Source organism: Nocardioides palaemonis (assembly GCF_018275325.1).
Taxonomy (GTDB): Bacteria; Actinomycetota; Actinomycetes; order Propionibacteriales; family Nocardioidaceae; genus Nocardioides; species Nocardioides palaemonis.
The window spans coordinates 2,034,259-2,049,857 of the sequence record NZ_JAGVQR010000001.1 but is presented as its reverse complement, the minus strand read 5'-3'; the positions used below and the strand labels follow the sequence as shown (position 1 = coordinate 2,049,857).

Annotated in this window: 11 protein-coding genes; 9 read left to right on the top strand and 2 right to left on the bottom strand. The window is 71.5% G+C overall.

Annotated features, from left to right (window positions below):
* Positions 1–2: 2 nt before the first annotated feature.
* Positions 3–1,241 (top strand): cysteine--1-D-myo-inosityl 2-amino-2-deoxy-alpha-D-glucopyranoside ligase, encoded by a 1,239-nt coding sequence (mshC, locus tag KDN32_RS10035; protein WP_211731829.1) that lies wholly within the window; start codon positions 3–5, stop codon positions 1,239–1,241.
* Positions 1,242–1,696: 455 nt separating this feature from the next.
* Here the strand turns inward: mshC and KDN32_RS10030 are convergent, their stop codons facing one another.
* Complete coding sequence (locus KDN32_RS10030) at positions 1,697–2,542, bottom strand: PAC2 family protein (RefSeq protein WP_211731828.1); 846 nt, start codon at positions 2,540–2,542, stop codon at positions 1,697–1,699.
* Between the two features lie 209 nt (positions 2,543–2,751).
* Here KDN32_RS10030 and metH point away from each other — a divergent pair, with 209 nt between their 5' ends.
* The 7 genes from metH to KDN32_RS09995 all read left to right on the top strand — a co-directional run bounded on the left by metH (position 2,752) and on the right by KDN32_RS09995 (position 13,222).
* Entirely contained in the window at positions 2,752–6,465 is a 3,714-nt protein-coding gene (metH, locus tag KDN32_RS10025) for a methionine synthase (protein ID WP_211732489.1), read from the top strand.
* Between the two features lie 22 nt (positions 6,466–6,487).
* Complete coding sequence (locus KDN32_RS10020; RefSeq protein WP_307853916.1) at positions 6,488–7,177, top strand: HAD family hydrolase; 690 nt, start codon at positions 6,488–6,490, stop codon at positions 7,175–7,177.
* Positions 7,178–7,282: 105 nt separating this feature from the next.
* The gene (locus KDN32_RS10015; RefSeq protein WP_211731827.1) at positions 7,283–8,950 is read left to right on the top strand and encodes an ABC transporter substrate-binding protein; all 1,668 of its coding nucleotides are present in this window, start codon (positions 7,283–7,285) and stop codon (positions 8,948–8,950) included.
* A gap of 108 nt (positions 8,951–9,058) precedes the next feature.
* On the top strand, positions 9,059–10,069 hold the full coding sequence (locus tag KDN32_RS10010) for an ABC transporter permease (RefSeq protein ID WP_211731826.1): 1,011 nt from the start codon (positions 9,059–9,061) through the stop codon (positions 10,067–10,069).
* A 5-nt stretch (positions 10,070–10,074) separates the two neighbouring features.
* The gene (locus KDN32_RS10005; RefSeq protein WP_307853915.1) at positions 10,075–11,061 is read left to right on the top strand and encodes an ABC transporter permease; all 987 of its coding nucleotides are present in this window, start codon (positions 10,075–10,077) and stop codon (positions 11,059–11,061) included.
* 5 nt (positions 11,062–11,066) lie between these two features.
* On the top strand, positions 11,067–12,068 hold the full coding sequence (locus KDN32_RS10000; protein ID WP_211731825.1) for an ABC transporter ATP-binding protein: 1,002 nt from the start codon (positions 11,067–11,069) through the stop codon (positions 12,066–12,068).
* Positions 12,069–12,091: 23 nt separating this feature from the next.
* A complete protein-coding gene (locus tag KDN32_RS09995; protein ID WP_211732486.1) occupies positions 12,092–13,222 on the top strand; it encodes an ABC transporter ATP-binding protein in 1,131 nt (376 codons plus the stop codon).
* Between the two features lie 257 nt (positions 13,223–13,479).
* On the opposite strand, the gene KDN32_RS09990 is transcribed toward KDN32_RS09995, so the two are convergent.
* Complete coding sequence (locus KDN32_RS09990; protein ID WP_211731824.1) at positions 13,480–14,376, bottom strand: RecB family exonuclease; 897 nt, start codon at positions 14,374–14,376, stop codon at positions 13,480–13,482.
* 79 nt (positions 14,377–14,455) lie between these two features.
* Here KDN32_RS09990 and KDN32_RS09985 point away from each other — a divergent pair, with 79 nt between their 5' ends.
* On the top strand, positions 14,456–15,592 hold the full coding sequence (locus KDN32_RS09985) for a site-2 protease family protein (protein WP_307853910.1): 1,137 nt from the start codon (positions 14,456–14,458) through the stop codon (positions 15,590–15,592).
* Positions 15,593–15,599 lie beyond the last annotated feature (7 nt).

The following is a 15,599-nucleotide window of genomic DNA, read 5'->3' as shown; positions in this document are numbered from 1 at the left end:
CCATGCGCGCCTGGACGTCCCCCGAGGTTCCCGAGCTCCCCGTGACCGGCCCGGCCGTCCGGGTGCACGACACGGCTGGCGGCACGCTCGTCGAGACCCGGCCCGAGGGCCCGGCGCGGATGTACGTCTGCGGCATCACGCCCTACGACGCCACCCACATGGGCCACGCCGCGACCTACGTCGGCTTCGACCTGCTCCACCGGGCGTGGCGCAACGCCGGGCACGAGGTCACCTACGTGCAGAACGTCACCGACGTCGACGACCCGCTGCTCGAGCGCGCCGCCAAGGTCAAGGTCGACTGGGTCGAGCTGGCCGAGCGCGAGACCCAGCTGTTCCGCGACGACATGGAGGCGCTGCGCGTCCTCGCCCCGCACCACTACACCGGCGCCGTCGAGTCGATCCCGCAGGTCATCGCGCTCATCCAGCGGCTCGAGGAGACCGGCTCGGTCTACCGCGTCGAGGACGACCTCTACTTCTCCGTCACCTCCGACGACGCCTTCGGTGACGTCTCCGGCTGGGACCGCGACACGATGCTGCAGATCTTCCCCGACCGCGGTGGTGACCCCGACCGCGCCGGCAAGAAGGACCCGCTCGACTGCCTGCTGTGGCGCGCCGAGCGCCCGGGCGAGCCCGCGTGGGACAGCCCGTGGGGCCCCGGTCGTCCCGGCTGGCACATCGAGTGCTCCGCGATCGCGCTCGACCACCTCGGCACCTCGTTCGACGTCCAGGGCGGCGGCAGCGACCTGGTGTTCCCGCACCACGAGATGTCGGCCGGGCACGCCCAGGTCGCGCACCCGGGGGAGCGGTTCGCGCGCGCGTACGCCCACGCCGGGATGGTCGCCTACGACGGCGAGAAGATGTCGAAGTCGCGCGGCAACCTCGTCTTCGTCTCCGCGCTGCGGATGAGCGACGTCGACCCGATGGCGATCCGCCTCGTCCTGCTGCGCCACCACTACCGCAGCGACTGGGAGTGGACCGACGACCAGCTCTGGGACGCGGTCGACACCCTCGCCACGTGGCGGCGTGCGCTGTCCCTCGGCGCCGGCGCCCCGTCGGCGCCGGTGGTCGAGCGGGTGCTCGCCGCGCTGGCCGACGACCTCGACGCCCCCACCGCCGTCGCCGCCGTGCAGGAGTGGGTGGACGCGACCGTCGGCACCACGGGCCTGGCCGACACCTCCGACCGCGACGCCGCCGCGACGGTCCACCGGCTGCTCGACGCCGCGCTGGGCCTCGCGCTCTGACGTACGCCGTCCCGCACGGGCGGTGCCGCCGGGCGGACGCAGGGCGTTCGCTCCAGGATGCCCTTGACGTCCCACGACCGGATCGGTCGATGCCAGGACGTCATGAGCTCTCGCGGTTCGAACCGCGGATTGTCATGACGTCATGAAGGAGCCGCGCGTCCGCACGGACAACCGCACGTGCGGTGGAGGTGGCCCCGCGCTGACATCGGCGAGGGCGCGAACCGCCGCACGTGCGCGGATGTGGTCTCGCTCCGGCTGCTGGACGGGGCCATCACCGCGGCACGGGCTGTCGAGCGGACGTAGGTCCGCTCGAGTAGACCCGTGGACGCTTGTCGACCGCCGTGGACGCTTGTCGACCGCCGTGGACGCTTGTCGACCGCCGTGGACGCTTGTCGACCGCCATGGCGTGCGTCAGGCGGCCATACGTCCGCTCGAGCAGCGGTAGACGCCGCTGCTCAGTCGGTGTCGCGGCGCTTGAGGTAGCGCTCGAACTCCCGCGCGATCGCCTCGCCGCTGGCCTCGGGGAGGTCGGCGGTGTCGCGGGTCTCCTCCAGCGCCCGGACGTAGTCGGCGACGTCCTCGTCCTCCGCGGCGAGCTCGTCGACGCCGCGCTCCCACGCCTTGGCGTCGTCGGGGAGGTCGCCGAGCGGCATCGGCGCCTGCAGCAGCTCCTCGAGCCGGTGGAGCAGCGCGAGGGTCGCCTTGGGGCACGGCGGCTGCGCGACGTAGTGGGGGACGGCCGCCCAGTAGGAGACCGACGGGATGTCGAGCTGGGTGCAGGCGTCGTTGAAGACGCCGACGATCCCGGTGGGGCCCTCATAGCTGGACTGCTCGACGTCGAGGCGGTCGACCAGCTCGGGCTCGCTGGCGGTGCCGGAGACCGGGATCGGGCGGGTGTGCGGGCTGTCGGCCAGCAGGGCCCCGAGCGTCACCACGAGCTCCGCGCCGAGGTCGTCGCAGGCGGCGAGCAGCTCGGCGCAGAACTGGCGCCAGCGCATGTTCGGCTCGATGCCGCGCACGAGGATCACGTCGCGCCCGAGGTCGGCCGGGCGGGCCACCGCGATCCGGGTGGTCGGCCAGGTCAGCCGGCGGTGCCCGTGCTGGTCGGTGCCGATGACCGGGCGGTTGACCTGGAAGTCGTAGAACTCCTCCGGGTCGACGGCACCGATGACCTCGGCCTGCCACTGCTCCATCAGGTGGTCGACGAGCCCGGAGGCGGCGTCCGCCGCGTCGTTCCACCCCTCGAAGGCGGCGATCACCACGGGGGAGTCGAGGTCCTGCACGTCGTCGAACTCGATCACCTGCCCAGCCTAGGGCGCTTCCCCCAGCGAGCCGTGGAGATTTCGCTGGCCGTCGCGCGCGGTGCCACCATGTGGGAAACCGGTCCGTCTGTCGGACACCGTTCCTAGGCTGGTCGTGATCGACGCCCGAGAGGACCACCCCACCCGTGAAGCCGCAGCACCGTCCCGACGCCACCGCCGCCCTGACGGCCATCCTGCGCGAGCGGATCATGGTGCTGGACGGCGCGATGGGCACGGCGATCCAGCGCGACCGGCCCGACGAGGCCGGCTACCGCGGCGAGCGCTTCGCCGACCACCCGAGCGACCTGGTCGGCAACAACGACCTGCTGACGATCACCCAGCCGCAGATCATCCGGGCGATCCACGACGAGTACCTCGCGGCAGGCGCCGACGTCATCGAGACCAACACCTTCAACGCCAACGCGGTCTCGCTCGCCGACTACGGCCTCGAGGACCTCGCCTACGAGCTGAACCTCGAGTCGGCCCGCCTGGCGCGGGCCGCCGCCGACGCGGTCGCCACCGACGAGCACCCGCGCTGGGTGGCCGGCGCCCTCGGCCCCACCACCCGCACGGCCTCCATCTCGCCCGACGTCAACGACCCGGGTGCGCGCAACGTGTCGTTCGACCAGCTCGCCGACGCCTACCTCGTCGCGGCCCGCGGGCTGGTCGACGGTGGCGCCGACCTGCTGATGATCGAGACGATCTTCGACACCCTCAACGCCAAGGCCGCGATCTTCGCCGTCGAGACGCTCTTCGAGGAGCAGGGGCGCCGCTGGCCGGTCATCATCTCCGGCACCATCACCGACGCCTCCGGCCGTACGCTCTCGGGCCAGGTCACCGAGGCGTTCTGGAACTCGGTGCGCCACGCCCGGCCCCTCGCGATCGGCCTCAACTGCGCGCTCGGCGCCCGCGACATGCGGCCCTACGTCGCCGAGCTCTCCCGCCTCTCCGACACGTTCGTCAGCGTCTACCCCAACGCGGGCCTGCCCAACGCGTTCGGCGAGTACGACGAGACCCCCGACCAGACGGCGGCCGTGCTGGCGGAGTTCGCGGAGGCCGGCTTCCTCAACCTCGTCGGTGGCTGCTGCGGCACCACGCCCGACCACATCGCGGCGATCGCCGCGGCGGTGCGCGACAAGGAGCAGCGCACCCCGGTCGAGGTCGAGCCGGTGATGCGGCTCTCGGGCCTCGAGCCGCTCACCATCACCGCCGAGAGCCTCTTCGTCAACGTCGGCGAGCGCACCAACATCACCGGGTCGGCGCGCTTCCGGACCCTCATCAAGGACGGCGACTACGACACGGCGCTCGGCGTCGCGGCCCAGCAGGTCGAGGCCGGCGCGCAGGTCATCGACGTCAACATGGACGAGGGCATGATCGACGGCGTCGCCGCGATGGACCGCTTCCTCAAGCTGATCGCCGCCGAGCCCGACATCAGCCGCGTCCCGGTGATGGTCGACTCCTCGAAGTGGGAGGTCATCGAGGCCGGCCTGAAGTGCGTGCAGGGCAAACCGATCGTCAACTCCATCTCGATGAAGGAGGGCGAGGAGCCGTTCCGCGAGCACGCCCGGCTGTGCCGCAAGTACGGCGCAGCCGTCGTGGTGATGGCGTTCGACGAGGACGGCCAGGCCGACAACCTCGAGCGGCGCAAGGCGATCTGCGAGCGGGCCTACCGGATCCTCGTCGACGAGGTCGGCTTCCCGCCCGAGGACGTGATCTTCGACCCCAACGTCTTCGCGATCGCCACCGGCATCGAGGAGCACGCCACCTACGGCGAGGACTTCATCGAGGCCACCCGCTGGATCAAGCAGAACCTCCCCGGGGCCAAGGTCAGCGGCGGCATCTCCAACGTGTCGTTCTCCTTCCGCGGCAACAACCCGGTCCGCGAGGCGATCCACGCGGTCTTCCTGTTCCACGCCATCCGCGCCGGCCTCGACATGGGCATCGTCAACGCCGGCGCCCTCGCGGTCTACGACGAGGTCGACCCCGAGCTGCGCGACCGGATCGAGGACGTCGTCCTCAACCGCCGCCCCGACGCCGCCGAGCGGCTGCTCGAGGTCGCCGAGGCGCACAACCGCACCGCCGCGTCCGAGGAGGCGGCGGAGGACGAGTGGCGCGCCCTCCCGATCGGCGAGCGGATCACCCACGCCCTCGTCAAGGGCATCGACGCCCACGTCGAGTCCGACACCGAGATCCTCCGCGCCGAGATCGCCGAGCGCGGCGGGCGCCCGATCGAGGTCATCGAGGGCCCGCTGATGGACGGGATGAACGTCGTCGGCGACCTCTTCGGCGCCGGCAAGATGTTCCTGCCGCAGGTCGTCAAGAGCGCACGCGTGATGAAGAAGGCGGTCGCCTACCTCATCCCCTTCATCGAGCAGGAGAAGCTCGACAACCCCGACCTGGCCACCGCGAAGGACACCAACGGCACGATCGTCATGGCCACGGTCAAGGGCGACGTCCACGACATCGGCAAGAACATCGTCGGCGTGGTGCTGCAGTGCAACAACTACGAGGTCATCGACCTCGGCGTGATGGTCCCCGCGCAGAAGATCCTCGACACCGCCCAGGAGGTCGGTGCCGACATCATCGGCTTGTCCGGCCTGATCACCCCGTCGCTCGACGAGATGGTCAACGTCGCCACCGAGATGCAGCGCCAGGGGCTGACCATCCCGCTGCTGATCGGCGGCGCGACGACCTCCCGGGCGCACACGGCGGTCAAGGTCGACCCGCGCTACGAGGGCCCCGTCGTCTGGGTCAAGGACGCGTCGCGCTCGGTGCCGACCGCGGCGGCGCTGCTGCACGAGACCGGCCGCGACACACTGATGGCCGACGTGCAGGCCGACTTCGACTCGCTCCGGACCCGCCACGCGGCCAAGAACGACCGGCCGCTGATCACCCTCGACCAGGCCCGCGCCAACGCGACGCCGATCGACTGGACCGGCTACCACCCGCCCAGGCCGCGGATGCTGCTCCAGCAGGACCACGCCGTGTCGCCGCTCACCGGCACGGCCGTCACCCAGCACGTCCGCGTGATCCGCGACCAGGACCTCTCGGTCCTGCGGCGCTACATCGACTGGCAGCCGTTCTTCAACGCGTGGGAGATGAAGGGCGCGTTCCCCGACATCCTCAACAGCCCCAGCTCCGGTCCGGCGGCCCGCAAGCTCTACGACGACGCCCAGGCGATGCTCGACCGGATCGTCGAGGAGCGGTGGATCCGCGCCCACGGCGTGGTGGGCTTCTTCCCCGCGGCGTCGGTCGGCGACGACGTCGAGGTCTACCTCGGCGAGGACCGGTCGCAGGTCCACGCCACGCTGCACCACCTGCGTCAGCAGGGCCAGCACCGCGACGGCGTGCCCAACCGCGCGCTCGCGGACTTCGTCGCGCCCAAGGGCTCCGGCCTGCGCGACCACGTCGGGGCCTTCGCCGTGACGGCTGGCGACGGGCTCGGCGAGCGGGTGAAGGCGTTCCGCGAGTCCCTCGACGACTACGACGCGATCCTGCTCGAGTCACTGGCCGACCGGCTCGCCGAGGCGTTCGCCGAGCGCCTGCACGAGCGGGTGCGCAAGGAGCTGTGGGGCTACGCGCCCGACGAGCACCTCGACAACGTGGGGCTGATCAAGGAGCAGTACGACGGCATCCGCCCGGCCCCGGGATACCCCGCGTGCCCCGAGCACACCGAGAAGCAGACGCTCTGGGAGCTGCTCGACGTCGAGGAGCACACCGGCATCCGGCTGACGGAGTCGATGGCGATGTGGCCGGGTGCGTCGGTCAGCGGCTTCTACTACTCCCACCCGCAGTCGCAGTACTTCGTGGTCGGCCGCCTCGCGCGTGACCAGGTCGCCGACTACGCCGAGCGCAAGGGCTGGACCCTCGCCGAGGCGGAGCGCTGGCTCTCGCCCAACCTGGGCTACGACCCGGAGGACTGAGGCCGGGTGTCAGGATGTCCGGGTGCCTGAGACCTCCACAGCGCCCCTGACCGACCACCAGCTGCCGGCCGCCGTCCTGTGGGACATGGACGGCACGCTGGTCGACACCGAGCCGTACTGGATCGAGACCGAGTACGCGATGGCCGAGAAGTACGGCGGCACCTGGTCGCAGGAGCACGCGATGAACCTGGTCGGCAGCGCGCTGCTGGACTCCGGCGACTACATCCGGGTCCACATGGGCATCGACCGCACCCCGCAGCAGATCGTCGACGAGCTGCTCGACGGCGTCGTCGCCCGCGTCGAGGACGAGGTGCCGTGGCGTCCCGGCGCCCGCGAGCTGCTGACCGACCTCGTCGGGCGCGGCGTCCCGTGCGCGCTGGTGACGATGTCGTGGCAGCGCTTCGTCGACCCGATCCTGGCCCAGCTGCCCGAGGGGTCGTTCAGCACCGTCGTGACCGGTGACCGGGTCGAGCTCGGCAAGCCGCACCCCGAGCCGTACCTCACCGCGGCCGCCGAGCTCGGCGTCGACCCGGCGGAGTGCGTGGCGATCGAGGACTCCAACACCGGCGCGAAGTCGGCGGTGGCGGCCGGCTGCACGGTGGTGTGCGTGCCCCACCACGTCCCGATCCTGGAGGGGGAGCGCCGGGTGTTCGCCGACACCCTGGTGGGAGTCGACACCGATGCGCTGGCCAAGCTGGCCCGCGACGCGTGATGCGTTCGTGATCGGGACGTGACCGGGGTGGTGTGGCCCGGATCACGTCCGTGCGCATAGGGTTCGGGACAACTTGGACCGGATAACGGACGGAAGGATCTCGGGATGTCTCCACGACGTACCGCGGCGACCCTGGCGGCAGCAGTGCTGACCGCCGCCACCCTGGCGAGCTGTGCGGAGAGCCAGCGCGACGACAACAGCGAGGGCGGTGGCGACGACGGGACCTTCGTGTTCGGCGCGGCCGGCGCCCCGGAGATGTTCGACCCGTTCTACGCCACCGACGGCGAGACCTTCCGGGTCACGCGGCAGATGTTCCAGGGCCTCGTCGGCATCGAGCCCGGCACCGCCGAGGTGGTGCCCGAGCTCGCCACCGAGTGGACGCCCAACGACGACGGCACCGAGTGGACCTTCGAGCTCCGCGACGACGTGACCTTCCACGACGGCACCGACTTCAACGCCGAGGCCGTCTGCGCCAACTTCGAGCGGATGTTCGACCAGAACGAGGCCGGCCAGACCGCCGGCGAGTACTGGGGCTACGTCATGGGCTCGTTCAAGAACGACGCCGCGAACTCGCTCTACCAGGGCTGCGAGGCGACCGACGAGTTCGAGGCCACGATCTCGATCAGCGGTCCGACCTCCGGCTTCCCGACGATGCTGTCGCTCGCGTCGCTGGCCATGCAGTCGCCCACCGCGATGGAGGAGGGCGACGCCAACGGCATCGCCGCCGAGGGCGAGGGCTTCAGCTTCCCCGACTACGCCGACAACCCGGTCGGCACCGGCCCGTTCACCTTCGGCGAGTACGACGAGGCCAACGGCACCATCACCCTCGAGCGCAACGACGACTACTGGGGCGACCCGGCCCAGGTCAGCGAGCTCGTCTTCCGCGTCATCCCCGACGAGAGCACCCGGCGCCAGGAGCTCGAGGCCGGCAGCATCAACGGCTACGACCTCCCCAACCCGGTCGACTGGGCCGGTCTGGAGGACGCGGGCAACAGCGTCGAGATCCGCGACGCCTTCAACATCCTCTACCTCGGGCTCAACCCCGAGGCCAACCCGCAGCTGAAGGACCTCAAGGTCCGCCAGGCGCTCTACCACGCGCTCAACCGCGAGCAGCTGGTGCAGACCCAGCTCCCCGAGGGCGCGACCGAGGCCACGCAGTTCATGCCCGACACGGTGAGCGGCTACAACACCGACCTGCAGCCCTACGAGTACGACCCCGAGGAGGCCAAGCGCCTGCTCAAGGAGGCCGGCGCCGAGGGAATGGAGCTCACCTTCGCGTACCCGACCGAGGTCAGCCGCCCCTACATGCCGGACCCGCAGAAGATCTACGAGGCGCTGCGCACCGACCTCGAGGCCGTGGGCATCAAGGTCAACGTCAAGACGGCTTCCTGGAACGGCGGCTACCTCGACAACGTCACCGCCGGTCGCTACGACGCCTACATCCTGGGCTGGACCGGCGACTACGACTCGCCGTTCAACTTCATCGGCACGTTCTTCGGCAACCTCAAGGAGAACGACTTCGGCACCCGGGCCTACCCGTGGGGCCAGCAGCTCTCCGAGGACCTGAAGTCGGCCGACGCGATCGTCGACGACGAGCAGCGCGCGGCGGCGTTCGAGGACATCAACCAGCAGATCATGGAGGACTACCTCCCGGGCCTGCCGATCAGCCACTCGCCGCCGGCCCTGGTCGTCGGTCCCGGCGTCGACGGCGTCGTGCCGAGCCCGCTGACCGCCGAGGAGTTCGCCTCGGTGTCGGTCGAGGGCGGGCAGTGACGGGAGGGCGCTGACGCCCACCCGTTGACCGATCCATCTGCGTGAGGCCCGGCGGTCGCCGTCATCGGCGGCCGCCGGCCCACGCAGGCGTGTGAGGAGATCCCCCTCGTGGTTCGCTTCGTCGTACGACGGCTCCTGCAGATGGTGCTGGTGGTCGTCGTGCTGTCCATGCTCGTCTTCGCCTGGCTGCGCTCGCTGCCGGGCGGCCCCGTGTCCGCGATCCTCGGAGAGCGGCAGACCGAGGAGCGCCGGGCGGCGCTCGAGGCCGCGCTCGGCCTCGACCAGCCGCTGCCCGTGCAGTACCTCAAGTTCCTCGACCGCGCCGTCCACGGCAACTTCGGTGTCTCCACCAAGGTGCTGCCGGGCGAGGACGCGCTCCAGATCTTCCTCGACCGGCTCCCCGCGACGATCGAGCTGTCCGCGCTGGCCCTGCTGATCGCCGTCGCCCTCGGCATCCCGCTCGGCTACATGGCCGCGCGTCGCCGCGGCTCCGCCGCCGACACCGGCGCCGTCATCTTCTCGCTGGTCGGCGTCGCTGTCCCGGTGTTCTTCACCGCGTTCCTGCTGAAGTACTTCTTCGCCGTCGAGTGGAACCTGCTGCCCGTCTCCGGGCGCCAGAGCACCGGCCTCGACGCCACCCGCGTGACCGGGATGTTCGTCCTCGACGGCATCCTGACCCGCGAGTGGGACGCCGCGTGGGACGCCCTCAAGCACCTGATCCTGCCGGCCGTCGCGCTCGCGACGATCCCGTTCGCGGTGATCTTCCGGATCACCCGCGCCTCGGTGCTCGACGTCCTCGACGAGGACTACGTCCGCACCGCCGAGGCCAAGGGCCTCACCACCAAGGTGATCCGCGCCCGCCACGTGCTGCGCAACGCGATGCTGCCCGTGGTCACCACCATCGGCCTCCAGGTCGGCGGACTGCTCGCCGGTGCGGTGCTGACCGAGACCGTCTTCTCCTACCAGGGCGTCGGACAGGCGCTCGCGACCGCGTTCCGCGACAAGGACTACGCCGTGCTGCAGGTGCTGATCCTCGCCGCGGCGGTCATCTACGTCCTGGTCAACCTGCTGGTCGATATCGCCTACGCGGTGATCGACCCCCGGATCCGGACGAGGTGAGCCCGGTGACCGAACCCACCGAACCCACTGACCGCCCCGACCGCACGGACCGTCCCACCTACGGCGGGCTGCGCCGCGAGCGGATCGACACGCTCGCCGCCGGCGCGGCCGCCGAGGAGCAGGGCGTCTCCCTCCTGCGCAGCGCCTGGCAGCGGCTTCGCCGCAACCCCGTGTTCCTCGTGGGCGCCGGCATCACGCTCGCCTTCGTCGTGCTGGCGATCATCGCTCCGTGGGTCGCGCCGTGGGACCCCACCGCAACCCCGCTGCTCGACAAGGTCCGGCCGCAGACCAACCCGGTCCCCGGCCCCGAGGCCGGCCACCTCCTCGGCGGCGACGACCGCGGCCACGACCTGCTGTCGCGGCTCATCGTGGGCAGCCGGCAGACCCTGATCGTCGGCGTCTTCGCCACGCTGTTCGGCCTCATCGGCGGGCTCACGCTCGGCACCCTCGCCGGTGCCTTCGGCGGCTGGGTCGACTCGTTCGTGATGCGCGTCGTCGACGTGATGCTCTCCATCCCGTCGCTGCTGCTGGCCTTCACCATCGCCTCGCTCGCCCGCAGCCCCAGCCAGTGGACGCTGGTGGTCGCGATCGCGATCATCCAGGTGCCGGTCTTCGCCCGCCTGCTGCGCGGGTCGATGCTCGCCCAGCGCTCCAGCGACCACGTCCTCGCGGCGCGCTCGCTCGGCGTACGACCGCGGGCGATCGTGTTCCGGCACATGCTGCCCAACTCGCTCGGTCCGGTGATCGTGCAGGCCACGCTCTCGCTGGCCGTCGCGATCATCGACGCCGCCGCCCTGTCCTTCCTCGGACTCGGCAACCCCGACCAGAGACAACCCGAATGGGGGCAGATGCTCGGCCTGGCCCAGCAGTACATCTCCGAGGCACCGCACCTGGCGTTCTACCCGGCCGGCTGCATCATCGTCGTCGCGCTCGGCTTCACGCTGATGGGCGAGTCGCTGCGCGAGGCCCTCGACCCGAAGTCGCGGAGGTGACCGGCATGACCCGCCACCCCACAAGCGGCTCCGAGCCGCTGCTGTCCGTCCAGGACCTGCGCGTCACCTTCGCCCGGCGCGGGCAGGAGCCGTTCCACGCCGTCGACGGCGTCAGCTTCGACGTACGCCCCGGCCAGACCGTCGGCCTGGTCGGCGAGTCCGGCTGCGGCAAGTCGGTGACCTCGCTCGCCGTGATGGGCCTGCTGCCCGACCGCGGCAACACCGTCGAGGGCCGCGCGGTCTTCGACGGCGAGGACCTGCTGGCGCTGTCGCCGTTGGCGATGCGCGACCGGCGCGGCGCCGACATCGCGATGATCTTCCAGGACCCGCTGTCGTCGCTGAACCCGGTCGTCACGATCGGGCGCCAGGTCACTGAGGTGATGGAGCGCCACCAGGGCCTGAGCCGCCGCGAGGCGACCCCCAAGGCCGCCGAGCTGCTGGACCGGGTCGGCATCCCGGACCCGAAGGCACGGCTGGTCAACTATCCCCACCAGCTCAGCGGTGGCATGCGCCAGCGCGCCCTCATCGCGATGGCGCTCGCCTGCAGCCCGCGCCTGCTGATCGCCGACGAGCCCACCACCGCGCTCGACGTCACCATCCAGGCGCAGATCCTGGCGCTGCTCAAGGAGCTGGTGGTCGACACCGGCACCGCGCTGGTGATGATCACCCACGACCTCGGCGTCGTGGCCGGGCTGTGCGACGAGGTCAACGTGCTCTACGGCGGCAAGATCGTCGAGCGCGGCGAGCGGCACGGGCTGTTCCGCCAGCCGCGCCACCCCTACACCACCGGCCTGCTCGACTCGATCCCGCGGCTCGACGCGGAGCGGGGCGAGAAGCTGTCGCCGGTGCCGGGCTCGGTCGCCGACAACCTGCCGTGGACCTCGGCCTGCGCCTTCGCACCGCGGTGCTCGCGCAGGCTCGACACGTGCACCAGCCACACCCCGCAGTGGGACGGTGACCACGTGGTGGGCTACCGCTGCTTCAACCCGACGGGAGGCGCGCAGTGAGCGGCACGGTGCAGGACGAGAAGATGGAGGACCGGCCGGCGCACGACGAGGACGTGCTGGTCGAGGTCAGCGGCCTCGAGGTGCACTTCCCCATCAAGAGCGGGATCGTGTTCGACCGCACCGTCGGCCACGTCCGCGCGGTCGACGGGGTGGACCTCACGATCCGTCGCGGCGAGACGTACGGCCTGGTGGGGGAGTCCGGGTGCGGCAAGTCCACCCTCGGCAAGGCGATCCTCAACCTGGAGCCGCCCACGGCCGGGTCGGTGGTGTTCGACGGCCGCGACATCGCCTCCCTCAAGGGCGAGGTGCTGCGCAAGGAGCGCAAGCGCTTCCAGATGGTCTTCCAGGACCCCATGTCGAGCCTCGACCCCCGCCAGACGGTGGAGTCGCTGCTCCTGGAGGGGATGCGCGCCCACGGGCTCGACCAGGACAAGGCCGCCACGCGTGACCGGCTGCGCGAGCTGATGTCGTCGGTGGGGCTCCCGCCGTCCGCGCTGTCGAAGTACCCCCACGAGTTCTCCGGCGGCCAGCGCCAGCGCATCGGGATCGCGCGGGCGCTGTCGGTCGGTCCTGACCTGATCGTGGCCGACGAGCCGGTCAGCGCGCTCGACGTCTCGATCCAGGCGCAGGTGATCAACCTGCTCCAGGACCTCCAGGACGAGCTCGGGCTGACCTACCTCGTGGTCGCCCACGACCTGGCCGTGGTGCGCCACATCAGCGACCGGATCGGCGTGATGTACCTCGGCGGCCTGGTCGAGGAGTCGGAGGCCGGCGAGCTCTACGACGTCCCGCTGCACCCCTACACGCGGGCCCTCATGTCGGCCGTGCCGGTGCCGGACCCGACCGTCGAGGACAGCCGCGAGCAGATCCTGCTCACCGGCGACCTGCCCTCACCCGCCAACCCGCCCACCGGCTGCCGGTTCCACACCCGCTGCCCGTGGCGCCAGGAGACGCGCTGCGACACCGAGCGGCCGCAGCTGCGGGTCGTCGAGGTCGACGGGGTCTCGCCCGGCCACCGGGTGGCCTGCCACTTCGCCGAGCAGATCGCGGCGGGGGAGATCCAGCGGCACGAGGTCGCTCCCGAGCTGGTGACCGACGGGTTCGCGGCCCCGGCCGAGCCCGACGTGCCGCCGGAGGCGTTCATCGCGCCCTAGCCCGCCGCAGCGGTGCCCCACCCACATTCCAGAGCCGCAGAACGTGGCTCAGCCACCGCCATCGGACGGGCGCGTGTACGCCACGCTGGCAGCGGTGCCCCACCCACACTCGGGGGCCGCGAAATGTGGCTCAGCCACCGCCATCGGACGGGCGCGTGTACGCCACGCTGGCAGCGGTGCCCCACCCACACTTCGGGGACGCGGAATGTGGCTCAGCCACCGCTCCCGACGTCCGCTCGGCGTCGGGTCCGGGGAGGTCAGTCGTCGGACTCGTCGACCGAGGCGTCGACTGGCTCGGGCTCGAGGTCCGGCAGCGGCGGGATCGTGCCGCCCTTGGTCGGGCAGTAGGCGTGGAACGAGCACCAGTCGCACAGCCGTGACGGGCTCGGGCGCCAGTCGCCGGTCTCGCGGGCGAGGGCGATCGCCCGGTGGATCGCCTCGACCTTGCGCTCGGTGGCGCGCAGGTCGTCCTCGTCGGGCTCGTAGCGCAGGGTCTCGCCGTTGCCGAGGTAGATCAGCTGGAGGACCGACGGCACCACGCCGCGCAGCCGCCAGAGGACGAGCGCGTAGAACTTCATCTGGAACAGCGCCTTGGCCTCGTAGCCCTCCTTGGGGGACCGCGAGGTCTTGTAGTCCACCACCCTGATCCGGCCGTCGGGGGCGACGTCGACCCGGTCGACGAAGCCGCGCAGCAGCAGCCGGGAGTCGAGCAGGGCCTCGACGTAGAGCTCGCGGTCGGCCGGCTCGAGGCGACGGGGGTCCTCGAGGTCGAAGTAGCGCCTCAGGACGGTCCGGCACGAGTCCATCCACGCCACGACGTCCGGCCCCTCGTCGCCGAACATCCCGGCGAGCGCGGGCTCGGCCTCGAGCAGCGCGTCCCACCGGGGCGCGAGCATCTCCGCGGCGCGCTCGGGCGTGCGGTCGGGGGCGGGAAGGTCGAAGAGGTCCTCCAGGACCTTGTGGACCAGTGTGCCGCGCGTGGCGTCGGGCGAGGGCTCCTCGGGGAGCCGGTCGATGGTGCGGAAGCGGTAGAGCAGGGGACAGGCCATGAAGTCGCCCGCCCGGCTCGGCGACAGCGCACCCACCACCTCGACGCCGTCGACCGGCGTCGACAGGCGCTCGGCGGGGGACGGGTCCTGCGTCGGTGCGGTCATGACGCGGCGACTCTAGGCGACGGCACCGACAGACCCGCGCGACGAGCCGGGCGTGGGCCGCGTTGGTTAGGGTCGTCCCGTGTCCACCCCCGCACCGCCCCGCCCTCCGGGCACGCTCCGGATCGGCTCGATCGCGGGCATCGACGTGCTGATCACCAGCTCGTGGTTCGTCGTGGCGTTCCTCATCGCCGTCACGTTCGCCCCCCGCATCGAGGTCGTGCAGCCGGGCCTCGGGGTCCTGAAGTACGTCGCCGGGTTCGTGTTCGCGGTGATCCTCTACCTCTCCGTCCTGCTCCACGAGGCCTCGCACGCCGTCACGGCCAAGCGGCTGGGCTACGGCGTCACCTCGATCACGCTGCACTTCCTCGGCGGGATGACCGAGATCGACGGCCAGTCGCGTCGCCCGCGCCACGAGTTCTGGATCGCGGTCGTCGGGCCGCTGACCTCCATCGCGATCGGGGTCGCGGCCGTCGGGCTGTGGTTCGTCGTGCCCGACGGACTGCTGCAGGTGGCCGTCGAGGGCCTGGCCGGGGCGAACCTGGTGATCGGGGTCCTCAACCTCGTGCCGGGTCTGCCGCTCGACGGCGGGCGGGTGCTGAAGGCGCTCGTCTGGGGCGCCTCCGGCAACCAGCACCGTGCCACGATCGTCGCCGCCTGGGGCGGACGGGTGGTGGCCCTCGCCCTGCTCGCCTGGCCGCTCGTCCAGGACCGGGTCATCGGTGAGCCGCCGACGATCCTCGACCTCGTCCTGGTCTTCATCCTCGGTCTGTTCCTGTGGACCGGCGCCACCGCCGCCCTCGCCCACGCCCGCATGCGCCAGCGTCTCCCCGCCCTCGTCGCGCGCCCGCTCGCGCGGCGTACGCTCACCGTCCCGGAGGACCTCCCGCTCGCGGAGGCGGTCCGGCGGGCGCAGGAGGCGCAAGCCGGCAGCATCGTCACGGTCGCCCCCGACGGCAGCCCCCTCGGCATCGTCAGCGAGGCCGCCGTGGCCGCGATGCCGCCCGAGCGACGCCCGTGGGTCGCGGTGTCCACGGTGGCGCGGGCCTTGGAGGAGGGCCTGACGCTGCCCGCCACCGTGGCGGGGGAGGAGCTGATCCTCGCGATCAGCCGCCGCCCGGCCGAGGAGTACCTCCTCGTCGAGGAGGACGGCCGGATCTACGGCGTGCTGTCGACCGCCGACGTCGACCGGGCCTTCCGAGCGAACGCCGCCGGCTGAGTGGATC

Excerpts from the sequence above, each read along its gene's own strand:
- mshC (WP_211731829.1), top strand. The coding sequence starts at position 3 with ATGCGCGCCTGGACGTCCCCCGAGGTTCCCGAGCTCCCCGTGACCGGC.
- metH (WP_211732489.1), top strand. The coding sequence starts at position 2,752 with ATGGTGCTGGACGGCGCGATGGGCACGGCGATCCAGCGCGACCGGCCC.
- KDN32_RS10015 (WP_211731827.1), top strand. The coding sequence starts at position 7,283 with ATGTCTCCACGACGTACCGCGGCGACCCTGGCGGCAGCAGTGCTGACC.
- KDN32_RS10000 (WP_211731825.1), top strand. The coding sequence starts at position 11,067 with ATGACCCGCCACCCCACAAGCGGCTCCGAGCCGCTGCTGTCCGTCCAG.
- KDN32_RS09995 (WP_211732486.1), top strand. The coding sequence starts at position 12,092 with ATGGAGGACCGGCCGGCGCACGACGAGGACGTGCTGGTCGAGGTCAGC.
- KDN32_RS09990 (WP_211731824.1), bottom strand. The coding sequence starts at position 14,376 with ATGACCGCACCGACGCAGGACCCGTCCCCCGCCGAGCGCCTGTCGACG.